The organism is Nonomuraea sp. NPDC049309 (assembly GCF_043196965.1).
In the GTDB taxonomy this organism is placed as follows: Bacteria; Actinomycetota; Actinomycetes; order Streptosporangiales; family Streptosporangiaceae; genus Nonomuraea; species Nonomuraea fastidiosa.
Genome location: NZ_JBICSH010000003.1, coordinates 499,568 through 521,171, shown reverse-complemented (window position 1 = coordinate 521,171; position 21,604 = coordinate 499,568). Strand labels below are relative to the sequence as shown.

At 72.4% G+C, this 21,604-nt stretch carries 18 protein-coding genes; 5 read left to right on the top strand and 13 right to left on the bottom strand.

Going from position 1 to position 21,604, the window contains the following annotated elements; genetic code table 11:
• Positions 1-4: 4 nt before the first annotated feature.
• Together ACGFIM_RS23010 and ACGFIM_RS23005 are read right to left on the bottom strand one after the other, a co-directional pair.
• A complete protein-coding gene (locus ACGFIM_RS23010) occupies positions 5-2,182 on the bottom strand; it encodes an acyl-CoA dehydrogenase (protein WP_393203370.1) in 2,178 nt (725 codons plus the stop codon).
• Positions 2,183-2,257: 75 nt separating this feature from the next.
• On the bottom strand, positions 2,258-3,034 hold the full coding sequence (locus ACGFIM_RS23005) for a hypothetical protein (RefSeq protein WP_393203368.1): 777 nt from the start codon (positions 3,032-3,034) through the stop codon (positions 2,258-2,260).
• A 1,180-nt stretch (positions 3,035-4,214) separates the two neighbouring features.
• Between ACGFIM_RS23005 and ACGFIM_RS23000 the strand changes: the two genes are divergently transcribed.
• The 3 genes from ACGFIM_RS23000 to ACGFIM_RS22990 are packed head-to-tail and all read left to right on the top strand — an operon-like array spanning position 4,215 to position 7,502.
• Complete coding sequence (locus ACGFIM_RS23000) at positions 4,215-4,928, top strand: hypothetical protein (RefSeq protein ID WP_393203366.1); 714 nt, start codon at positions 4,215-4,217, stop codon at positions 4,926-4,928.
• A 19-nt stretch (positions 4,929-4,947) separates the two neighbouring features.
• A complete protein-coding gene (locus ACGFIM_RS22995; RefSeq protein WP_393203364.1) occupies positions 4,948-6,402 on the top strand; it encodes an AMP-binding protein in 1,455 nt (484 codons plus the stop codon).
• A 5-nt stretch (positions 6,403-6,407) separates the two neighbouring features.
• Complete coding sequence (locus ACGFIM_RS22990; RefSeq protein WP_393203362.1) at positions 6,408-7,502, top strand: S1C family serine protease; 1,095 nt, start codon at positions 6,408-6,410, stop codon at positions 7,500-7,502.
• A gap of 136 nt (positions 7,503-7,638) precedes the next feature.
• Here ACGFIM_RS22990 and ACGFIM_RS22985 read toward each other — a convergent pair whose 3' ends face one another.
• The 3 genes from ACGFIM_RS22985 to ACGFIM_RS22975 all read right to left on the bottom strand — a co-directional run bounded on the left by ACGFIM_RS22985 (position 7,639) and on the right by ACGFIM_RS22975 (position 10,042).
• Positions 7,639-8,259, bottom strand: a complete 621-nt coding sequence (locus ACGFIM_RS22985) for an OmpA family protein (RefSeq protein WP_393203360.1) — start codon at positions 8,257-8,259, stop codon at positions 7,639-7,641.
• Positions 8,243-8,854, bottom strand: a complete 612-nt coding sequence (locus ACGFIM_RS22980) for a hypothetical protein (RefSeq protein ID WP_393203358.1) — start codon at positions 8,852-8,854, stop codon at positions 8,243-8,245. Before ACGFIM_RS22980 ends, ACGFIM_RS22985 begins: the two co-directional genes overlap by 17 nt.
• A gap of 225 nt (positions 8,855-9,079) precedes the next feature.
• Positions 9,080-10,042 carry a GlxA family transcriptional regulator gene (locus ACGFIM_RS22975; RefSeq protein ID WP_393203356.1) on the bottom strand — a complete coding sequence of 321 codons (963 nt, stop codon included), beginning with the start codon at positions 10,040-10,042 and terminating at the stop codon, positions 9,080-9,082.
• A 98-nt stretch (positions 10,043-10,140) separates the two neighbouring features.
• Between ACGFIM_RS22975 and ACGFIM_RS22970 the strand changes: the two genes are divergently transcribed.
• On the top strand, positions 10,141-10,554 hold the full coding sequence (locus ACGFIM_RS22970; RefSeq protein ID WP_393203354.1) for a hypothetical protein: 414 nt from the start codon (positions 10,141-10,143) through the stop codon (positions 10,552-10,554).
• Between the two features lie 163 nt (positions 10,555-10,717).
• On the opposite strand, the gene ACGFIM_RS22965 is transcribed toward ACGFIM_RS22970, so the two are convergent.
• The 8 genes from ACGFIM_RS22965 to ACGFIM_RS22930 form a co-directional block, all read right to left on the bottom strand.
• Positions 10,718-11,314, bottom strand: coding sequence for a hypothetical protein (locus tag ACGFIM_RS22965; RefSeq protein ID WP_393203352.1), 597 nt, complete (start codon positions 11,312-11,314; stop codon positions 10,718-10,720).
• The gene (locus ACGFIM_RS22960) at positions 11,311-12,195 is read right to left on the bottom strand and encodes a hypothetical protein (protein WP_393203350.1); all 885 of its coding nucleotides are present in this window, start codon (positions 12,193-12,195) and stop codon (positions 11,311-11,313) included. The genes ACGFIM_RS22965 and ACGFIM_RS22960 overlap by 4 nt, the downstream gene beginning before the upstream one ends.
• Positions 12,196-12,559: 364 nt before the next feature.
• Positions 12,560-13,339 (bottom strand): alpha/beta hydrolase, encoded by a 780-nt coding sequence (locus ACGFIM_RS22955; RefSeq protein ID WP_393203348.1) that lies wholly within the window; start codon positions 13,337-13,339, stop codon positions 12,560-12,562.
• Positions 13,336-15,390 carry a glycosyltransferase family A protein gene (locus ACGFIM_RS22950; RefSeq protein WP_393203346.1) on the bottom strand — a complete coding sequence of 685 codons (2,055 nt, stop codon included), beginning with the start codon at positions 15,388-15,390 and terminating at the stop codon, positions 13,336-13,338. Before ACGFIM_RS22950 ends, ACGFIM_RS22955 begins: the two co-directional genes overlap by 4 nt.
• A gap of 34 nt (positions 15,391-15,424) precedes the next feature.
• A complete protein-coding gene (locus ACGFIM_RS22945) occupies positions 15,425-16,546 on the bottom strand; it encodes a PLP-dependent aminotransferase family protein (RefSeq protein WP_393203344.1) in 1,122 nt (373 codons plus the stop codon).
• On the bottom strand, positions 16,543-17,625 hold the full coding sequence (locus ACGFIM_RS22940) for an alpha-hydroxy acid oxidase (protein WP_393203342.1): 1,083 nt from the start codon (positions 17,623-17,625) through the stop codon (positions 16,543-16,545). The genes ACGFIM_RS22945 and ACGFIM_RS22940 overlap by 4 nt, the downstream gene beginning before the upstream one ends.
• Positions 17,622-19,697 (bottom strand): amino acid adenylation domain-containing protein, encoded by a 2,076-nt coding sequence (locus ACGFIM_RS22935; protein WP_393203340.1) that lies wholly within the window; start codon positions 19,695-19,697, stop codon positions 17,622-17,624. The genes ACGFIM_RS22940 and ACGFIM_RS22935 overlap by 4 nt, the downstream gene beginning before the upstream one ends.
• A 2-nt stretch (positions 19,698-19,699) precedes the next feature.
• On the bottom strand, positions 19,700-20,821 hold the full coding sequence (locus tag ACGFIM_RS22930) for a serine/threonine protein kinase (RefSeq protein WP_393203338.1): 1,122 nt from the start codon (positions 20,819-20,821) through the stop codon (positions 19,700-19,702).
• A gap of 359 nt (positions 20,822-21,180) precedes the next feature.
• Here ACGFIM_RS22930 and ACGFIM_RS22925 point away from each other — a divergent pair, with 359 nt between their 5' ends.
• The gene (locus ACGFIM_RS22925) at positions 21,181-21,381 is read left to right on the top strand and encodes an MbtH family protein (protein WP_393203336.1); all 201 of its coding nucleotides are present in this window, start codon (positions 21,181-21,183) and stop codon (positions 21,379-21,381) included.
• The last annotated feature ends 223 nt before the right edge of the window (positions 21,382-21,604 follow it).

Sequence of the window (21,604 nt, the reverse complement as noted above, 5' to 3'; positions counted from 1 at the left end):
CGGGTCACTTGCCCGGCTCGGGGTCCCTCGGCAGGCCCAGCATGCGCTCGCCGATGATGTTGAGCTGCACCTCGGTGGTGCCGCCGTAGATCGTCATGGCGCGGGTCGCGAGCACCGCCCTGTTCCAGTAGCCGGCGTCACCCAGCTTCATGTCCGCCGCGATCACGGCGGAGCTGCCCAGCAGCTCGACCGCCGTCTCCGACACGTGCTGGGCGTGCGAGGTGGACAGCAGCTTGCGCACGGAGGCGTCCGCGCCCGGCTCGCTGCCCGCGAGCTGCTTGAGCGTCACCCGCAGCGACAGCGCGTTGATCGAGTGGCCCTCGCAGACCACCTCGGCCACCCGCTGCTTCTCGACCGGCGTCAGCTCCCTGCCGAGGCGGCCGGCGAGGCCCAGCAGGTCCGGCACCGACGCGCCGGTGCCGCCCGAACCGGACGACAGCGACACGCGCTCGTTGGACAGCGTGTTGCGGGCCACCTTCCAGCCCTGGCCCACCTCGCCCACGACCAGGTCGTCCGGCACGAACACGTCGTCGAGGAACACCTCGTTGAACAGGTTCTCGCCGGTCATCTCCGTCAGCGGCCTGACCGTCACGCCCGGCGCCTTCATGTCCACGAGGAAGTACGTGATGCCCTCGTGCTTGGAGCCCTCGTTGGAGTTGCGGGCGATGCAGATGCCCCACTCGGCCACGTGCGCGACCGACGTCCAGATCTTCTGGCCGTTGAGCTTCCAGCCGCCCTCGACCTTCTCCGCCTTCATCTGCAGCGAGGCCAGGTCGGAGCCGGCGCCCGGCTCGGAGAAGAGCTGGCACCAGATCATCTCGCCGCTGAGCGTCTTCGGCAGGAAGCGCTGCTGCTGCTCCGGCGTGCCGTACGCGACGATCGACGGCACCACCCAGGCACCGATGATCATGTTGGGCACGCGGACCTTCGCGGCCTTGAGCTCCTGCGCGATCAGCACCTGCTCCAGCGGCTTGGCGCCGCGGCCCCACGGCTTGGGCAGGTGCGGCATGACGAAGCCGCGATCGGCCAGCGCCCGCTTCTGCTCCTTGCCCTCAAGCCGCGCGATCTCCGCGATCTCGGCGCGGATCGACTCGCGCAGCTCCTCCGCGCCCTCCGGCAGCTCGATCTCCATCTCCCGCCTGACGCCCGACAGCGCCAGCTCGGCCACCTCGGCCGCCCAGTCGGCCGACGAGCCGAGCAGCGCGCGCAGGGTGAGCGCACGGCGGAAGTACAGGTGGACGTCATGCTCGTACGTGTAGCCGATGCCGCCGAACGTCTGGATGGCGTCCTTCGCGCACCGCACGGCCGCGTCGGGGGCCATCACCCCGGCGACCGCGGCGGCGAACTCCAGCTCCTTGCCCTCGGCGCGGGTGGCGTCCCAGACCGTGGCGCGGGCCTGCTCCAGCGCCACCAGCATGCGCGACAGCTTGTGCTTGATGCCCTGGAACTGGCCGATCGGGCGGCCGAACTGCACGCGCACCTTGGCGTACTCGGCGGCGGCCGTCACACACCACGACGCCAGGCCGGTGGCCTCCGCGCCGAGCAGGATCGCCGCGATGGCGCGCACGTCGGAGCGCTGCACGCCGCCCAGGATGCCGGAGGCCGGCACGGTCACGCCGTCCAGCTCGACCTTGGCGACCGGCCTGGTGATGTCGAGCGACTTCAGCTCGGTGACGGTGGCCGAGGCCGCCTCGATCAGCACCCACTCCTCACCGTCGTCCGTGGCGACCGGCAGCACCAGCGAGTCGGCCAGCGAGCCGCCCAGCACGGGCTCGGCGGTGCCGGAGACGACCAGCGAGCCGTCCTCCGTACGCGTGCCGGTGAGGTTCCCGGTCAGCGCGAGCGCGGCGGTCAGCGTGCCGTCGGCGTACCGCTCCAGGTGCTCGGGGCGCTTCGAGGCGTTGATGACCGCGCTGGCCAGCACCGTCGGCACGTACGGGCCCGGCGCCATGCGCTCGGCCAGCGCCTCGACCGCCACGGCCGTCTCCAGCAGGCCGTAGCCGGAGCCGCCGTGCTCCTCGGGCACGTGCAGGCCGAGCAGCCCCTGCTCGGCCAGCCCCGCCCAGAACGGCGGGCGCCCCTGCGAGCCGGCGCGCACCAGTTCCGAGGGGATGTTCCGCTCGGCCCAGCCGCTCACCGACTCGTAGAGCGCCTCATGCTCCTCGCTCAACCCGATCGCCATTGCTCATCCTCCAGCCAGGTCCGAGACATGCACAGAACCATATTCTAGAGGATGCTTCTGGCCTAGGTCTGCCGGTCAGATCGGGCGAACCTGCTCCGCGAGCGTGTTCAGATCCCGCCAGCGCGCCTTGTTCGCCTCGGGGATCGAGGCCATCAGCATCGCCGGCTTCGTCTTGCCCACCTCGATCACCGACACCATCGCCTGCGCCGTCTGCTTCTTCCCACCCGAGGTGTACGTCACCTTGAAGCCCAGCGTCCAGCCCGTGCCCACCGGGACCTTCTGCGACGCCGTCCACTCCTCCAGCGTCGCGCCCTCAGGGAACTGGGTGCGGATCGTCCACCTGGCCGCCTGCGTCGCGATCTCCCGGTAGTCGGCGTTCGACGACGGCTTCTTCTCCGGTGCCTCCCCCGGCAGCATCGCCGAGGCGATCACCGTGTACGGCGCCTCCACCTTGCCGATGCGCTGCGCCACCGAGAACGGCGAATACGACCTCGCCTTCCACGGCGCCGCCAGCCGCGGGTACTTGATACCGGTCTTCGTGTCGGTGATCGTGCCCGTGGCCGCGGACGCCGTGCCGGAGAACGTCGCGAACTTCTTGCTCGCCGGGGCGGGCGGCAGCACGATGGGGCTCTGCGTCGGCGACGGGCTCGCCGTCGCGGACGCCGACGGCGTCGGCGTCGGCGGCACCGGAGCCACCTGCACCACCTCCTCCGGCTCGTTCTTCGGCACGTCACCGGAGAACACGACGAACACCAGCAGGACGGCCAGCACCGTCGCCACGATGGCGGCGAACAGGTAGACGACCCTGATCGGGATGTCGCCGATCCCGCGCCGCTTCGGCGGCGGCGCCAAAGGCCGCACCCCGGGCTGCCCGAACCGCTGCTCTTCAGCCTGCCGCCCCGCCCCAGCATCAGCCCCACCGGCCGCCGCGCCAGGCCCTCCGGCCACCCCGACGTCAGGTCCGCCGGCCGCTGGAGAGTTCGTCTCCCCGGTCACTCCGGCGTGAGGCGCACCAGCCACCCCGGCATCCGCCCCCTGACCGGCCCCTTGCGCCGGACCGGCATTCGGCCCTTGGACAGGCCCATGCCCGGGTCCTTGCCCCGGGACCTGGGCCGCCCCGGCCCCTGCTGCTGCGCCCTGGCCCGGCCCGGCTGGACCCGTGCCAGGCGCTGCCTGCGGGCCGGAGCCCGGAACGGGGTTGGGGCCGGATCCTGCGCGCGGGCCGGAGCCCGGGACAGGGTTGGGGCCGGATCCTGCGCGCGGGCCGGAGCCCGGGACAGGGTTGGGGCCGGAGTGCGGGCCAGGTCCCATGGGGTGCGCGGCCGGTGGCATGCCCGGCCCCTGCGGCGGCATCGCGTTGGGCCCGGAGCCCGGCATCGGCCCCTGCGGCCCCGATCCCGGCACCGGGTGCCCGCCCGAGTTCGGCCCGGGAGCCATGTTCGGACCCGCACCCGGCGGCACCGGCGCACCCGGATACGGCCCCCCGGCGTTCGGCGCGGCGCCCGGCGGCATCGGATGGCCGGGCTGCTGCGGCCCAGGACCGTGGGGGCCGGCACCTGGCGGCACAAGGTTCGCACCGGAGTTCGGGCCGGGCCCGACGTGGGGCCCAGAGCCCATACCCGGCCCCTGGGGCCCCGGCCCGTAAGCGCCCGACCCCGCATGAGGTCCCGGCACGGGGTGCCCGCCCGAGTTGGGCCCGGGACCGACGTTCGGGCCCGCACCCGGCGGCAGGACCGGGCCACCCGGATACGGTCCGGGGGCTGAGGCCGGTGCGCCATAAGGGGGTGCGCCCTGCGCCGGGTTGCCACCGGCGGCCGGTGAAGGCGCGCCCTTCCGCCCGGAGCCCTGCGCCTTCGGCGGCAGCGGCGCCACAAGCCGCCCCAACTCCGTCTCGGTCCCTACCGCCGAGGTGACCCCTCGCCCGGCCTTCGCCCCCGCACCGGCCCCCTGCTGGGCCGTACCGCCTGCTCCGGAAGCGGCTCCCGGCTTCGCCGCAGCGCTCTTGCCCGGGGCCGCGCTCTTCTCGGAAGCGGTGCTCGGCTTCACCGCAACGCTCTCGCCCGGGGCCGCGCTCTTCTCGGAAGCGGTGCTCGGCTTCGCCGCAGCGCTCTTGTCCGAGGCGGCGCTCTTCTCGGAAGCGGTGCTCGGCTTCGACCCGGTCGCCTGGCCGCCGCCAGAGCCCGCCGCCTCGCCTGGCGAGGCGCCACCCCCCGCAGCCTTGCCCGACGTAGCGCCGCCCCCCGCAGCCGAGCCCGCGCCCGGCACGGCACCTTCGCCCGCGGCCGAGCCCTGGCCCGGCACGGCGCCCTTGCCCGCAGCCGCCCCCGGCGCGGACCCCTTCGCCGCACCCGCACCCGCGGCCGCGCCCGACGGCGCGCTCGCCACCGGCGCGGCGCCCTTGCCCGCAGCCGCGCCCGGCTTCGCGCCCGCCGCCGAGCCGCCGGCCGCGCCCGAGCCGGAGCCCTTCGCGGCGCCTGCGGACGGGCCCGTGCCTTTACCTGTGGCGACGGTCTTGCCGGGCCCTCCGGCGGCGGCGGAGGCGGAGGTGCTGGGCTTCAGTGGGGCGGACGGGTCGGACGCCGACGCACGGGAGATCTTGACCGTCTCCTCCGCGGGCAGGACGATCTTGCGGAACGGAGTGGTGGGTGGGTCATTGGTAGGTGTCTGGTCGCCGTCGTCCGCCATGGCCATGAGGTTACGGCACCCAGGAGCGCGATATTTCCGCTATTCCCCCACCAGAAGATGATTCTGTAATCTCACGGAGCATGAGGGGTTTCTACGAGATCGCGGCCCACGACCCAGAACGCCCCGCCCTCCTCGGCGACGAGGGCACGACCTACGGAGAGCTGCTCGATCGCGTCAACCGCGCCTCGAACGGCCTGACCTCGCGCGGAGCCGGCCAGGGCGACTGCGTGGTGACCGTGCTGAAGAACGGGCTCGACGCCCTGACGATGATGCTGGCGACGTACCAGATCGGCGTCTACCTCGTCCCCGTCAACTGGCACTTCACCACCGAGGAGATCGACTACATCGTGGCCGACTGTCAGGCCAAGGCGGTGATCTCGCCGGACGCCCTCACGGTGGCGGAGCTGATCGACGGGCAGCCCGCCACGCCGCCCGCCGTGCGCAAGGCCGGCTCGATGATGCTCTACACCTCGGGTACGACCGGCCGCCCCAAGGGCGTGCGCCGCCGCCTGCTGGACCTGACGCCGGAGGAGCTGTACCCGATCCTCATGCGCAAGAGCTGGCGGCACTTCCGGCTGCCGATGGACGGCGTGCACCTGGTGTGCTCACAGCTCTACCACTCCGCCCCGTACGGCCAGGCGATGATGGCGCTGCAGTTCGGCCACTCGATCGTGGCGCCCGAACGGTTCGACGCGGTGGGCACGCTGGAGCTGATCGAGCGGTACCGGGTGACGAACGCGTTCATGGTGCCCACGATGTTCCACCGCCTGCTGGACGTACCGGACAAGGAGAAGTACGACCTGTCCTCGCTCACGCACCTCTACCACGGGGCCGCCCCCTGCCCGCCGGCCACGAAGAAGGCGATGATCGACTGGCTGGGCCCGGTGCTGTGGGAGTACTACGGCTCCACGGAGGCGGCGGTGGCCACCATGGTGTCGTCGGAGGAGTGGCTGGCCAAGCCCGGCACGGTGGGCAAGGCGCTGGACGGCATGTCGTTCACGATCGTCGACGAGGACGGCAACGAGGTGCCGCCCGGCACGCCCGGCCTGGTCTACATCGGCGGCATCAACAAGTTCGAGTACCACGGGGACCCCGGCAAGACGGCGGCGACGATGCGCGGGCGTGACTACACGCCGGGCGACATCGGCTACCTCGACGAGGACGGCTATCTGTTCCTGCTGGACCGGCGTACCGACCTGATCATCTCGGGCGGCGTCAACATCTACCCGGCGGAGGTCGAGGCGGCGCTGCTCGAACACCCCTCCGTGGCCGACGTCGCGGTGATCGGCGTGCCCGACCCGGAGTGGGGCCAGAAGGTGGTGGCGCTGGTCCAGCCCGCCGAGGGGGTGACGGGCGGCGACGAGCTGACCGCCGAGCTGCTGCGCCACTGCGCGCCGCGCCTGGCCAGGCTCAAGCATCCGCGGGTGATCGAGTACCGGGACTCACTGCCCCGCACGCCGACCGGCAAGCTGAGCAGGAGAAACGTCCGGGAAGCGTATCTTTCCGAGTCGGCTGGGCAGTTCACATCCCCATGAGGGGAATGGCCGCAGGACTCGCCGTCGCAGCGATGCTGCTCGCAGGCTGCGGTCCTCCCCCGACGACCACGGGTACGGACACCCCCGCCGCCACGGCGACCGCCTCGGCCCCCGCCGCCACGGCGACGGCGCCTCCGTCCACCGCCATGCCCTCTCACGCGTCCACGCCTCAGGCGCTGGAGGCGGCGTACGAGAAGGTGATCGCGGACGTGCTGCCGTCCATCGTGCAGATCAACACGAAGGTCGGGCTGGGCTCGGGCGTGGTGTTCGACCGCAGCGGGCACATCATCACGAACGCTCACGTGGTCGGGCAGGCCACGCGCATGAACGTCACCATCGCCACGGGCGGCGCGCCCAGGACGGCCCGGCTGGTGAAGGCGTTCCCGGCCGGTGACCTCGCGGTCATCAAGGTGGACAAGGCGGACGGGCTGCGCCCGGCCAGGTTCGGCGACTCGTCCAAGGTGCGGGTGGGGCAGATCGTGCTGGCCATGGGCAACCCGCTCGGGCTGTCCGGCAGCGTGACCGACGGCATCGTCTCCGCCCTCGGCCGTACGGTCACCGAACCCCAGGACCCCGGCTCGCCCGGCGCGACCATCGCGGGCGCCATCCAGACCTCGGCCGCCATCAACCCCGGCAACAGCGGCGGCGCGCTCGTCGACCTGTCGGGGAACGTCATCGGCATCCCGACGCTCGCCGCCACCGACCCGCAGCTCGGCGGCGGCGCCGCGCCCGGCATCGGCTTCGCCATCCCGAGCAACACCGCCACCGACATCGCCCGCCAGATCGTCGAGAACGGCAAGGTCACCAACAGCCACCGCGCCGCCCTGGGCATCAGGGGCAGCACGGTCATCGGCTCGGACGGACAGCCGAGCGGCGTCGGGGTGGCCGGCGTGGAGCGCGGCGGCGGGGCCGAGAAGGCCGGCATCCGGCCCGGCGACGTGATCACCTCGATCAACGGCAAGGAGACGCCCACCATGGCGGCCCTGGCCGAGACCATCACCACGCTCAAGCCCGGCGCCCGCGTCAAGGTCGGCCTGATCCGCGCCGACGGCACGGAGGAGACGGTCACCGTCACCCTCGGCGAGCTCCAGGCCGACTGAGCGATCCCCTGCTCACCCCACTGCTCCGGCGGTCACTCCTCCCGGGGCGACCGCTCCCAGGCAAGCAAGCCCGCCTCTCACCGACGCCCCAGGCTCCGCCACCGCGCGGGGCGGCGGTTCGGCGGCGGGTCCCGCGCTACTGCTCGGCGGTGAAGATGATTTCGACGCGGCGGTTCTTCGCGCGGTTCTCCTCCACCGGCCTGCCCTGGACGATGTTCGGCAGCTTGGGGCGGCTCTCGCCGAAGCCCCGGGCCTGGAAGGTGATGCCGGAGCCGGCGAGCAGGCCGCGCATGACCTTCTCGACCGCCTGGGCGCGGCGGAGCGACAGGGTACGGTTGTAGGCGTCGGTGCCCTGGTCGTCGGTGTGGCCCTCGATCTTGACGACGCCGCCGTCGCCCTCGTCCTGGACCCTGCGCGCCACCTTGGCGAGGCGGTCGCGGGCCTTGGCGGTGAGCCGCCACTTGTCGAGCGCGAACAGCACGTCGCTGGTCACCGCGACCGTCACCTGCTCGCCCTGGGTGGTCTCGCTCTCGGTGCCGTCCATCGACTCGATCTCGCCGATGATGTCCTCGACGGGCAGTACGAGGTCCTCGACGGGCCCGGTGGCGCCGTCCGGCACGGTCGGGACGGGCGTCGGCGATGACCCCGGCAAGGCGACCGCCGGCAAGGCTACCGGCGGCGACCCCGCCGCAGCGGCCTCGGCCGGGAAGCCGGAGGCGACGGCCAGGGCGAGCGTGACGCTAAGAGATCGGAACATCGTTGAGCACGCCGAACATCGGCATCTCGATGTCGACCTTGGTGACGTCCGGCGGCGGAGCGGCGAAGACCGCGTACAGCGTGGAGGACTCGCCCGGCTCCAGGAACTGCCCCTGGGTGCCGGAGCACACGCACTCGGCGTCCTTGGTCGTGCCGTTGCGGGCCACCCGGTAGCGCTTGGCGTTGACGGGGTCGATCAGGGAGACGTTCGAGACGGTCAGGTCGAGCGGCCCCCTGCCCAGGCCGTTGTGCACGTTGACCTTGCCCTCGGTGGCGGTGATGGTCCAGGTGAGGCTGGCGGTCTTGCCCTGGCGGCGCAGGGAGGTGATGTCCACCCTGCCGGCGCCGGTCATATCGCCGGCGCTGACCTTGGCGGTGCGGGTGGCGATCACGGTGGCCTCCTCGGCGGGCGTCTGCTGCGCCGGTGCCGAGGCCTCCTGGGCGGGCGTCTGCTGCGCCGGTGCGGAGGCCTCCTGGGTGGGCTGTGCGGCGGCGCTGGTCGTGGGCGCCTCGCCGCCGCTGCCCGGCGGGCCGGGGAGCACGCCGCAACCCGCCAGCGCGAGAGCCGCGACGGCCGGCGCGAACAACTTTCGCATGTGTGGTCCACCTTCGTCGTCGGGATGCTTGGCCTCACCGCGCCTCGCCGCGGGCGGCGTGAGATGTCCGGATGGTCGCGTCACGCGCGCTGATCACGCCGCGCTCGCGTCTTGTGCGCGTGCCCTTCGGCCTCGCCCCGCCCTGGCGCCTCGCCAAGTGGGGTCAAACTCTGCCACAGTTCTCACAACGGCATCAACCACCCCGCAACGCCCCCGGTAACGGTCTCAACCGGCGGCCTGGGTCATCCGATAGCGGGAGGGCGGGATGCCGTACCGGTCGATGAACGCCTGCCGCAGCGTCTCGGCCGTCTTGAACCCGCAGCGCGCGGCGACGGCCGCCATCGGCAGCGACGTGGTGGCGAGCAGCTGGGCCGCGGCCTCGGTGCGGGCCTTGCGAACGTAGCGGCCTGGGGTCAGGCCGAGGTGCTTGATGAACAGGCGGGTGAGGTGACGTTCGCTGACGCCGGCCTCGGCGGCGAGCGCGGCGGTGCCGAGATCGTCGCGCAGGTGGGTGGCGATGTGCTCGACGAGCCGCCGGACCAGGCCGTCGGCGGGCGACGGCGGCTCGACGAACATGCTCATCTGGGCCTGGTTGCCCGGCCGCTGCAGGTAGGTGACCATGTTCCTGGCGACGGTCCTGGCCAGCTCGGTGCCGTTGTCCTCCTCGACGAAGGCGAGCGTGAGGTCGAGCGCGGCGGTGATGCCGGCGGAGGTCGAGACCTTGCCGTCGCGGATGAAGATCGGGTCGGGGTCGACGGTCACGCCGGGGAAGCGCCCGGCCAGCTCGTGCGCCTGCTTCCAGTGAGTGGTGGCGCGCCGGCCGTCGAGCAGCCCGGTGGCGGCCAGCACGTACGCGCCGGTGCAGACCGACGCGACCCTGCGGCTCTCCCGGGCCAGCCGCCTGATGTGGCCGACGATGTGCGGGTCGGCCGCGGCGTCCGCGTAGCCGATGCCGCCGGAGATGAGCAGCGTGTCGAGCGGGCCCTTGACGCGTTCGAGCGCGAGCTGCGCCTCGATGCGCAGCGCGGTGCCGGTGGTGACGGGGCGTCCGCCGGGGGTGGCGACGCGGTATTCGTAGTACGGCAGCGCGCCGTGCCAGTTGGCGCTCTCCAGCGTCGAGGTCACGCAGGCGATGTCGAGCAGCTCGGCCGCCTCGTACGCCACCACGACGAACCGTCGTCGGTCCATGGCCCGACTGTAGGTCCGGCAGACCGAGAACCCAAGTTTCCGGACATGTCCGGCCACTTCCCTTGGTCCCGGCGGACCCCGGCGGCGACAGTCGGGGCATGACGACGACCACCACCCCCGCCAGGACCGGCCGTAACTGGGGCAGGTTCGCCCTCCACTACGTCGAGATGATCATCGCGATGTTCGCCGGGATGCTCCTCATCGGCATGCTCCGCTCCGCCGCCGACCTCGGCGTCACGTACACCGAGCAGCCCGAGCTGTGGTACCTGGCGATGGCGCTCGACATGTCCATCGGCATGGCCGCGTGGATGCGGGTGCGCGGGCACGGCTGGGCGCCGACACTGGAGATGTGCGCGATCATGTTCGCCCCGGCCGTGCCGTTGTTCCCGCTGCTGTGGGCGGGCGCCATCGACGGCGGCGTGCTCATGATCGTCGTGCACGCCGGAATGTTCCCGCTCATGCTGGTGGCGATGCTGCGCCGCCTCGACGAGTACGCCGGCTGCCGTCACTGACCGCCGTGCGGCAGCCGTCGAGGACGTCCTGCCGCCGCGGGTGCCCGAACCCGGCCCGCGCGAGGCGCATCCCCGGCTCGGCCTCGGCGGCGCGCAGCGCGGCGCCGCCGAGATGCCGGTCGTGCGCGGCCGGCCCGCTCAGCAGGTGACCGTCCGGAACCTGCTACCGATCGGGCGCGTACTTCGCCGTGATATCGCGCAGCTCACGCTGCCTGTCCCGGATGTCGGTGATCAGCACGTACGCCACCAGCAGCAGCCCCAGGCAGAGCACGTCCGCCGCCCACCACGGGATCTCGGCGAGCAGCAGGTAGCCCTGCCCGTCGCTGAGCTCTCTGATCACCACGGTGACGACCGCGACCACGACGGTGACCAGGGCCCACGTCCACCAGCGCGGCAGGCTGCCCTTGTTCCACAGCCGCACCCGCCAGTTCATGAACACGGTGAGGACGCCCAGCAGCGCGCAGAACCCGATCAGCCACCACGGCAGCGCGAAGGCGGTCTGCTCGGAGATCTGCTCCTTGGTCGCGCGCAGCTCCGCCTCCGCCGCCTGCCGGGCCTGCTCGGCCTCCTGGAGCCGCCGCTCCAGCTGCGCCACCGTCTGCCTGCGCGGCGGCTGCGAGGTCTCCTCGGTGGGCAGCATGCGCGCCACGACCGTGAGCATGATCGCCACGAACGAGAGGGCGAGCACGATCGCCATGAACAGGTCGATGAACCGCAGGTCGAGCGGTGGCGCGAACGACCGCGTGGCCTGCTTTCTCACTGCTCCCTCACCAGCGTGTACTTCTGCGGCTTGCTCTCGACGGCGCTCAGCCGCTCGACCGCCGTGCGCAGCGCGTCGATGCCCTTGATCAGCTCCTCGGTCCTGTCCCTGGACTGCGCCAGCTCCTGCGTCAGCCCGCGCAGCTCAGGGCCGGCGGGCGCGGACGAACCGCCCTTCGCGGCGCCGGGCAGCCGGGCCAGGTAGACGAGGAACACTTCGTCGGCCGCCGCCACGCCGGCCCGTTCGGCCCGCTCGACCAGCGCCATCGCGCCGAACGCGAGCACGCTCAGGAACAGCGCGATCATGGTGACGCCGAACGCGGAGGCCAGCTCGGGCAGCACGTGCTGCTTGAGCGCCGTGATGAGCACGCCGGGGTCGCCCCGGTTGTCGAGCGCGTTGCCGAACGAGCCGACCATCGTGGCCATGGTGAGCGCCGTACCGATGAAGCCGAAGACCGGCAGCGCCCAGATCAGGGCGTGATCGATGTGGTGCTTGTTGGCCATCTCGGTGTCGTCGAGCGCGGAGCGCGCGCTCAGCACCGCCTCCGCGTCGCCGCCGGCCTCGGCCGCCTCCTTGAACAGCCGCAGCCGCCGCCCGACCAGCGTGTCATCACTGGGCCGGACGGCCTGCACGCTGGCCGCGGCCCGCGCCGTGGCGGCGCTCTCCTTCTTGATGTCGGGCACCGCCCGCACGATCCGCAGCACGGTGGTGAGGAACACCGCGATGATCAGCGTGACCACCAGCTCGGCCGCCCCCGGCGCCGTGGTCGCCCCCACGAATGACAGTAACTGGCGCACCATCCCGGTCATGAGCAGCACCGCGGACACCAGAATCCCCACCAGCGGCGCGAACCCCGAATGGCGCCAGTCGAACCTTGACACGCTTCAACCCCACTCCAGCACAGGAATTGTCAGAGCAACACCTAAGCACACGGACAGCAGTGGGTAGTGACGGAGTGGCAGATCTGTAACCAGACCGGTCCTGAAACGCACGAAACCCCGGATCACCTTACAGGGCAGGCGATCGGTACGGAATCTCCCGATGTGCGGGTTCGCCGGACGTGCGGGGTCTCTGCGACGCCACCCGGGCGCGCGACGCCTCCAGGTGCCCGGCGCCTCCGGGAGCGCGAGGCCGGCCCTGGGCTCGCGGCGCCTCCAGGCCCGCGGTGTCCCCAGGCCCGCGGTGCCTCCGGGCCCGCGGTGTCCCCAGGCCCGCGGTGTCTCCGGGCAGGTGGCGGGGCGCGGGTCAGTATCCCCAGTCGCGCAGCCAGCGGAGGCAGTCGGCGGCCCAGTGCAGGCCGGTGCCGTGCGCCAGCCCGAGCGCGTGCGGCCCCGTCTGGTACAGGTGCAGCTCGTACGGCCGCCCCCGCTCGTGCAGGGCCCGCGCGAACGCGAGGCTGTTACCGCAGGTCACCTCGTCGTCGTCACGGGTGTGCCAGACGAAGCATGGCGGCACCACGCCGTCCACCAGCAGCTCGCCGGAGAAACAGCGCCGCAGCTCCTTGTCGCCGGCCTGCTCTCCGAGGAAGTTGTCCCTGGTCTCCTGGTGCGCGAGCGGGTCCAGCATCGAGATGACCGGGTAGCACAGCACGCCGAGCCCGGGTCGCGCCGTCCGCCGCGCGTCATCGGGCCCGGCGACGCCGGTGAGCAGCATCGCCGCCAGGTGGCCGCCCGCCGAGGTGCCGATCACGCCGATGCGCTCGGGGTCGATGTTCCAGGCGGCCGCGTGGGCGGCGGTCACCTCCAGGGCGCGCCAGGCGTCGGCGAGCAGCGCCTGGTGGCGGTATCCGGCGGAGCCGAGCCGGAAGTGCACGACGACGCCCGCGATCCCGTTGCCGGCGAGCCAGCGCGCGTATTGGGCGCCGGACTTCTCCGACAGGAACGTGTACGCGCCGCCGGGCAGGATGAGCATGGCCCCGCCGGTGGCCTCATCCGGCGCGGGCAGGTGGACGTCGAGGAACGGCACGTCCCGCTCGCCGGTCCCGCGGGCGTGCGGGACCTCGCCGTCCCACAGCCGCACCTTCACCGCGTCCCCCTCCCGTTCGCGGGCTTCCCGCGCACGTGGACGGCCTGGCCGCGCTCGACGTCGATGACGAACTCCTTCTCCTGCCAGACCGCGGCCGGGTCCACGACCGGGGGCTTCTGGCGCAGGGCGTTCCTGGTGCGTTCCACGCCCTCCAGCAGCCAGGCGTACCGGTCGCGCGGGACGCGCTGCGCGTCGAAGAAGCCGGCGAGGGTCCGCCGGTAGCAGAGCATGATCTCCCGGTGGTTCTCCGCGATCAGCTCCTCGGCCAGCCGCTCGGCGACGTCCACGCGGTCGTCGTGCGCGGCGTCCCTGATGCGGTCCGCGTGCGCCGGGGAGAACCACCGCTCCTCGATCTCCGCCGCCCGCCCGGGGAAGAAGACCTCCAGCACGCGCTCGCGGACGACGCGCCGGGCCTCCGGGTCGTGGTGGGCGTGGAAGCGGTAGGCGTTCTGGAAGATCCAGCGCAGCGGGAACAGCAGCCGCTCGGGGAAGATCCGCTGCTCGAACGCCTGGTCGTCGTAGCCGCGCACCTCCTCCTCGATGTCGCGCTGGATGCGGGTCATGTGGACGTACAGGCCGCTGGCGCGCTCGATCGCCGAGTCCCGGGTGCGGCCGTAGAAGACGGACTGGCCGTGCATCAGATTCCTGGCCATCTTGATGAGGCGGTCGATCTCGGTCTCCGCGTACGCCTGCGCCGGCCCGAGGCGTACGGTGCAGCCGGCAGCCTGCAGCACCCGCCCCGACTGATAGTCGCTGCCGGTCACGATGCGCAGGCCCGGCCGGTAGAGCTGGTGCTGGCCGCCGATGGCGAAGGCCCACGTCCTGATGGCCTTGAGCGCGTCGCTGGTGTCCGGGTAGATCATCTCCTCCGGTACGCCCATACCGGCGAACAGCCAGGTGAGGAAGATGTCGTGGCCGACGACGGCGTGCCAGCGCCACTTCTCCTCCGGGCGCACACCGCCGTTCTCCAGGAAGACCAGCGCGGCGTCCCATCCCGACACGGGGGCCTGCGCCGGCACGATCGTGCGGTCTTCCAGCACGTACGCGCACCGCCCCGCCGGGTCGCGCAGCACGCCGAAGCGCCGCCCGTGCTCGTCGGTGCCGGTGAGCGGGACGCGCAGCACGCCGCCGCCGGCCGTGCCGAGCTCCATCTCCCCGCCGATGCGGCGGCGCAGCCATCGGGGCAGGACGTCGAAGGCGAGGACGCCCGACAGGTCGATGGGGACGTCCACGGCCGCGTCCCACCTGGCCCGCTCGGCGAGCCTGCCGGGCGCGGCGGCCCGGTGGCCGGAGAACAGCCGCAGCGCCGCGGTGGCCTTATAGGTGAGGAACGGCATGACGCCGTCCACGGTGGGGCTCTCGCCGAAGACGCGCAGGATCTCCCTGAGCACGTGGGGGTGGTAGACCGTGTCGCCGTCGGACACGGCGATCACGGAGTGCTGCAGGCGGCTCCAGTCGCCGTCCACCTCGCACATGCGCAGCACGGTCGCGACGCACCGATCGACGCCCAGCCTGGCCGCGTGGCCCGCGCCCGCCCTGGGCTGGTTGAGGTAGACGATGCGGGCGGGCCCCGGGTCGGCGTCGATGATGTTCTTGACGATCTGGTCGGACCCGTCGGTGGAGTTGTTGTCCACCGCCACGATCACCACCCGGCCCATGTCCACGCCCCGCTGGTTGAGCAGGGAGTGGAAGGTGGCCGCGATGTGCGGGGCCTCGTCCATGAACTTGACCACGATGAAGACGTCGCGCCGCTCCCTGGCGTAGCGCTCGGCGTCCGCGAGCGGGCGGCACTCGTCGGGGCCGAAGTGGACCGTCCTGCCCAGCAGGAAGCGCTCGACGACCGCGCGCTGCAGGTCCTCGACGGGGCGGGACTCGGCGCGCGCCCGCAGCACCCGCCGCGCCAGCAGGATCTGCTCCGCCCGCAGGTCGTCCACGTCGGAGCTCATGTGCAGCGCGAGCAGCGGGCTGCGCAGGGTGTCCGCGACCGGCTCGCCGCGTCTGCGGTCGGTCCACTCGTGGTGGAACAGGGGCGATCGTGGGTGTGATGTCACGCTGGTCTCCAAAGAGCAGGGGCCGGCAGGCCGCTCACAGGGCTCGCAGGTGGGCGCGGAGGAACGCGGCGAGCCGCTCGCATCCCTCGGTCAGGTCCGGCTCGTCGTAGTGGACGAAGCACAGTCGCATGCAGCAGGCGTGGCCGCCGCGCCAGGAGCACAGGCTCCCCGGCCGGTAGGCGACGCCCGCCTGGGCCGCCGCGGGGAGCAGGGCGGCGGTGTCCACGTGGCCGGGCAGCCGCAGCCACACGTAGTAGCCGCCGTCCGGCGGCTCGAAGGTCACCTCGGGCGGCAGCGTCGCGGCCAGCAGCCGGACCATGTGGCGCCGCCGCGCCGCGTACAGCTCGCGGATCTCCTTCAGGAAGCGGTCCTGCAGCCCGAGCGCGAGCGCGCTCTCCATGACGGCTCCGGCCACCGGGCTCGCCCCGCCGGCGCTGCGCAGCTCGCCGTCTTGCAGCAGATGGGCGAGCCGTTCGCGGCTCGCGTGGATCCAGCCGAGCCGCAGGCCGGGGGCGAAGATCTTCGAGAACGAGCCCAGCGAGAGCACCCGGTCGGGCGCCGCGGCGCGCAGCGACGGGACGGCGGGTCCGGCGTCGCCCAGGAGGTGGTAGACCTCGTCGGCGACGATCAGGAGGTCGTGCCGGGCGGCCAGGCCGGCCAGCCGTGCCCGGCGTCCGGGCGACAGCGTGACCCCTGTCGGGTTGTTGCAGACCGGGACCGTGTAGAGGAGCCGGGGTCGTTCCGTGGACAGCAGCTCGTCCAGCGCGTCCACGTCCAGCCCGTCGCCGTCGATCGGCACGCCGAGCACCCGCAGGCCCCTGTCCCTGAACACCTCCAGGGCGAAGAAGTACGTCGGGTCCTCGACCACGATCGTGTCGCCCGGCCTGGTGCAGCGGCTGAGCACCAGGTCGAGCCCGTGCGAGGCGCCGGCGGTGATCAGCAGCTCGTCCGGCTCCACGGGGTGCGGTGTCCACCCGGTCAGGAACCTCGCGATCTCGCCGCGCAGCGAGCCCCACCCCTGCTCGGGCGCGTACTGCAGGTAGTCGTTGCCCGGCAGGGCGAGCCGGTGGGCGGCGGCCTGCCGGAACGAGTCCAGCGGCAGCAGCCGGGGCTGCGGCTCGCCGATCCCGAGGTCGATGACGTGTGCTCCGGTCACGAACACCCCCCTGCGGGACAGACCGCGTCCCTGCCCAGCTCGGCGACGGCCGGGCGGCCCGACAGCGCCATGGCGACGTCCAGCTCGGCCTTCAGCAGCCGCAGCACCCCGCGCGCGCCCTCCTCGCCCGCCGCGGCGAGCCCCCACAGAACAGGGCGTCCGACGAACACCGCGCGCGCCCCGAGCGCGAGCGCTTTGAGCACGTCGATCCCGCGCCGCACGCCGCCGTCCAGGTAGACCTCCACGCGCTCGCTCAGATGGCAGATCGCACCGGCCACCTCCGCGAGCGCGTCCAGCGCGGCGATCGCGCCGTCGAGCTGGCGGCCGCCGTGGTTGGAGACGATCACCCCCGAGACCCCGCACTCCACGGCCAGGGCGGCGTCCTCGGCGGTCAGCACGCCCTTGAGCACCACGGGCAGGTCGGTGACCCCGCGGATGCGCTCGACGGCCGTCCAGGTCACGCCCGGATCCAGCAGGTCGCGGGTGACGGCGGCGAGGTCGTCTCCCGGGCCGGCGAGACCGCGCAGGTTGGCCGCCTCGACGCCGTCGGGCAACAGGAACCGGTGGCGGATGTCGCGGTCCCGCCATCCCATCAGCGGCGTGTCGGCGGTCAGCACGAGCGCCCGGCAGCCGGCCTCCTCCGCGCGCTTGATCAGCTCGTCCGTGAGGCCGTGGTCGCGGAAGCAGTAGATCTGGAACCAGACCCGGCCGGGCGCGGCGGCCGCGACCTCCTCGATCGGCCGGCTGGCGAACGTGCTCGCGATCATGAGCAGGCCCTCGGCGGCGGCCGCGCGTGCCGTGGCGGCCTCGCCGTCGGGATGGGCCAGGCGGTGGTAGGCCATCGGCGCCACCCCGATGGGCGCGGCCAGCGCGGTGCCGAGCACGCGGGTGGTGGCGTCCCGCCGCCGTACGTCGACCAGCACCCGGGGGCGGACGGCCAGGCGGCGGAACGCGCTGACGTTCGCGGCCAGGGTCACCTCGTCGCCGGCCCCGCCGTTGAGGTAGTGCCAGACGTCCTCGGGGAGCCTGGCGCGGGCCAGGGCGGCGTAGTCCGCCGTGCTCGCCGGCACCTCGGTCACCGCGCCACCTCACCGGCGGCGGGGGCGGCCTCCGCCTCTGCGATCAGCTCGCGCAGCACCGGCTCCGGCACGCCGGCGATCAGGGCCGCCCAGTCCGGCCCGGCCGCCCGCTGGACGGACACCACGGCGTCGCCGACGCCCGGATGCTCGCGCAGCACGGCCTCGATCTCCTCCAGCTCGATCCGCACGCCGTTCACCTTGACCTGGTGGTCGTTGCGGCCGAGCAGCTCGATCGAGCCGTCGGGGAGCCAGCGTCCGAGGTCGCCGCTCCGGTACAGGCGGGTGTCGTCGCCCGATCCCGGCTCCGCGAAGGGGTTGGGCACGAACCTGGCGGCGGTGAGCTCGGGCCGCCCGAGGTAGCCGTGGGCCAGCGCCACCCCTCCGGTGCAGACCTCGCCGGTCGCGCCCGGCGGAACCGGGCGCATGTCCTCGTCGAGCAGGTACATGCGGGTGCCCGTGATCGGACGGCCCACGGGCACGCTGGCCAGGTCGCCCGGCGGCGCGCAGATCCAGTACGTGCCGTCGACCGACGACTCCGTCTGCCCGTAGATGTTGAACAGCGGCACCGACGGGCACACCGCGAAGTAGTGCTCGAGCAGCGGGACCGGCAGGACGTCGGCGCCGGTGATGACGGCGCGCAGCGCGTTCCACGGCATCGCGGGCTCCTGTTCCAGGAGCAGCTTCAGATCCGATGGGACGACGCTGAGCAACGTGACGCCGTATCCGGCGACGAGCCGGGCGATCTCGCCGCCGTCGCGGCCCGCGCTCGCAGGCGCGATCACCACCTGCGCCCCGGCGCACAGCGGGCTGAGCAGCTCCACGATCGCCAGCGAGAACGCGAACGAGGCGAGGTGGAGCATCCGGTCGTCCGGGCGGATCCGGTAGGCGGCGCGCTCCCAGCGCATGCTGTTGCTCAGGCCTTGGTGGGTGAGCACGACGCCCTTGGGCCTGCCGGTGGTGCCGGAGGTGTAGATCACGCAGGCGGCGCTGCGCGGGACGTCCGGGATGTCGAGGTCGGTGTCCTGACCGTCCGGGACCTGCTCGTCCAGCAGGACGATCCGCGCGCCGGTGTCGGGCAGGTCGCCGGCGAGCGAGGAGAGGGTGAGGACGAGCGGCGCGCCGGTGTCGGCCGCGATGTAGCGCAGCCGGTCCTGCGGTTGCGCGGGGTCGAGCGGCACGTACGCCGCGCCCGCCTTCAGCACGGCCAGCACGGCGACCGCCATCGCCGGCGAGCGCTCGAGCGCGATCCCGATCAGCATGCCGGGGCGGGCGCCGCAGCGCTCGATCAGGTGGCGGGCCAGCAGGTTGGCGCGGCGGTTCAGCTCGCCGTACGTCAGCGTCCCCGCGGGCGAGACGACGGCAGGAGCGTCCGGTGAGCGGCGTACCTGCTGCTCGACGAGCCGGTGCAGGCACTGCCGCGCGGGGTCGTCCGGCAGGGATCGCACGGCGGCGCCGCTCCACTCCACGGTCACCAGCCGGTGCAGGTCCGGCGGCAGCTCGTCGATCGCGTGCGGCGGCTCGTCGCCGGAGGCGGCCAGCGCGTTGCGCACGACGTGCTGGAGGTGGTCGCGGAACCAGCGTGCCTCGTCCGGGCCGAACAGCCCGGCATCGAGCTCGACGCGCCCGGTGACGTGGCCGTCCCGCAGCTCGAACGCGACGGCGACGGACGGGCGCGGCAGCGGCGGCGGTTCGCCGTGCAGGCCGTCCAGCCGGCAGGTGACGTCGGCGGTGACGGACGTGTCCGGGGCCGCGTACGCCTCCCGCACGGCCGCCTTCGTGCGGCGCACCAGCTCGCCGATCGTCGCCGCGCCCGCCAGGTCGAGGTGCACCGGCACCGCTCCCGGCGGGCGGCCGGTCGGAAGCGGGCTCGCGACGGCGAAGCGCGTGGCGCCGCCGTGCCGCCGGACGCACAGTCCCACGGCGGTGAGCAGCAGCGCGTACGCGTCCATGGACGGCGCCGCCGGCGACCGGCCGGCGATCTCCAGATCGAGCGCGTGCGGCGGGAGCGCGCCGGAAACGGGCCGCCTGCGGCCGATGCTCAGCGGCCGAGCCGCGGAGAGCCGGGCGGTCATGGTCAGAACCTGCCGTGGCGCTTGGGGAAGTAGTCCTCCAGCCCGCCCTCCCGGTGGATGTCCACCGTGGAGCAGTGCAGCCCGCCGCCGAACGGCGCCACATCCCAGAACGGCACGGGAACGACCTCGAAGCCCAGGCTGTCGAGCAGCTCCATCTGCGCCACCTCGCTCGCCTCCACGCAGACCGTGTTCTGGTCGAGGCTGAGCACGTTCATCGACAGCCACGGGCTGCAGAAGCAGAGCTTCGGCATGTCGTCCCATGACCTGGCGGGCGGGGCGGCGGAGACGATCTCCCAGTCGTTGACCTTGAAGTACTGGACGAGCTCCTCTTCCGCCTCGCGCTCGCCGCAGTGGAGCACCAGGCCTGGGCGCAGTGGCACCCATGTCGCGTCGATGTGCACCGGGTGCGTGTTGCCGAAGGTGACGGCGTGCACGCGGTGGCCGGGGAAGTGCCGCCTGAGCCACTCCACGCCGCTTCTGTTGGTGACCATGGAGAGCTGGACGAACAGGTCCTTGCCGAACCTCGCGATGTCGGCGGCGTCGAAGAGCGGCTCGGCCTCGGTCAGCACGAGGTTGTTCTCGCGCACCCTGGCGATCTGCTCGTCGAAATCCAGCCGCTCGTACTCCTCCCAGAAACCGGCCCGGTACGAGGCGTCGGTGAGCCGCGGTTTGGGCGCCGCCTCCCAGCGCATGCCGGGGTCCTCGCGGAAGTAGGAGCCGAGCAGCGGCCGGTAGCAGAGGTATTCGAACCACCTGCTGCGGTAGCACATGGTCGCTTCGAGGATCTCGTTGCCGACGGTGATGAGCACGTCCCTGGGCGGCATGCAGCCGAACATGCTGCCCTGCTCCCAGTCGGGCGTGGACACCGGCCGGCTGAAGTCGATCGCCTCCGGCCTGTCGACGCGGATGCCCCGCCGCCGCAGGAGGTCGGCGAAGGCGTCGAGCTGCTCGTTGGCGGCCGCCACCATGTCGTCGGGGAGCCGGCCGTAGGTGCCGGCGGGGAAGCCGTGCTCCGGCCAGTCCCTCACCACCGCCGGCTCCGGCGCCTGCACCATCGTGCCGTCGGCACGGCCCACGATGACGTGGGTGAGCGGATCCCATCCATTCCATGAATTGACTTTCACGGGCGGCCCCAAATAGCGACGGTGGATTGAAAATGGGTTGACAAAGGGTCGGCGAAACGCTACGACCACGTGATTCATCCGTCTTCACGCTAGGAGCGCGATTTCTTTCTTGTCAATACGCCCGCCGGACACACCGGCACACCGGAAAGATCGCGTTCCACATCGGCATGAAATCTCATCTCCGCCTCTTGCCAAGCCTGTATCGGTCACCTAATCTCCGGAATCGTTGGGTCATTCCCATTGCAGGTCCACGGGGCGCGACCGGGGGAAAGGCGAGCCGCCTTCCCGGTTCGGCATGCGCTTTTTCGCATGCCCGCGCGGTGCGCACCGCAAGTCGTGACGAGGGGGCGGGGGAGCCTATGACGTCCACCGACGATGACCGCGTCTACAAGGTCGTATGCAACGACGAGGAGCAGTACTCCATCTGGTTCGCCGATCGTGAATTGCCTCCGGGCTGGCGCGAGGCGGGCCCCACGGGAAGCAAGCGCGCATGTCTCGACCACATCGCCGAGACATGGACCGACATGCGGCCGCTGAGCCTGCGCAAGTCCCTCGGATGAGCCCGGACAGGATGACCGGAACGGAAACCGAGCGCACTTCCCGCGCCACCTTACTGCGGCGCATTGAACGGCTTACCGGAACACAACAGGAAATGCTCCTTTCCCGTCTTTCCGCGCTCGCGGAGCCGGGCCGTGACGGCGCCTCCATCAAACTGGTCGCCTATATCGCGGAGAAAAAGTACGGAACCCTCAGCTCCGCCGAAATCCGGCATTTCGTGGCACA

Bases quoted from the DNA above. Each gene is read 5' to 3' on its own strand.
- ACGFIM_RS23010 (WP_393203370.1), bottom strand. From the start codon at position 2,182: ATGGCGATCGGGTTGAGCGAGGAGCATGAGGCGCTCTACGAGTCGGTG.
- ACGFIM_RS22995 (WP_393203364.1), top strand. From the start codon at position 4,948: ATGAGGGGTTTCTACGAGATCGCGGCCCACGACCCAGAACGCCCCGCC.
- ACGFIM_RS22990 (WP_393203362.1), top strand. From the start codon at position 6,408: ATGGCCGCAGGACTCGCCGTCGCAGCGATGCTGCTCGCAGGCTGCGGT.
- ACGFIM_RS22985 (WP_393203360.1), bottom strand. From the start codon at position 8,259: ATGTTCCGATCTCTTAGCGTCACGCTCGCCCTGGCCGTCGCCTCCGGC.
- ACGFIM_RS22980 (WP_393203358.1), bottom strand. From the start codon at position 8,854: ATGCGAAAGTTGTTCGCGCCGGCCGTCGCGGCTCTCGCGCTGGCGGGT.
- ACGFIM_RS22975 (WP_393203356.1), bottom strand. From the start codon at position 10,042: ATGGACCGACGACGGTTCGTCGTGGTGGCGTACGAGGCGGCCGAGCTG.
- ACGFIM_RS22970 (WP_393203354.1), top strand. From the start codon at position 10,141: ATGACGACGACCACCACCCCCGCCAGGACCGGCCGTAACTGGGGCAGG.
- ACGFIM_RS22935 (WP_393203340.1), bottom strand. From the start codon at position 19,697: ATGACCGCCCGGCTCTCCGCGGCTCGGCCGCTGAGCATCGGCCGCAGG.
- ACGFIM_RS22925 (WP_393203336.1), top strand. From the start codon at position 21,181: ATGACGTCCACCGACGATGACCGCGTCTACAAGGTCGTATGCAACGAC.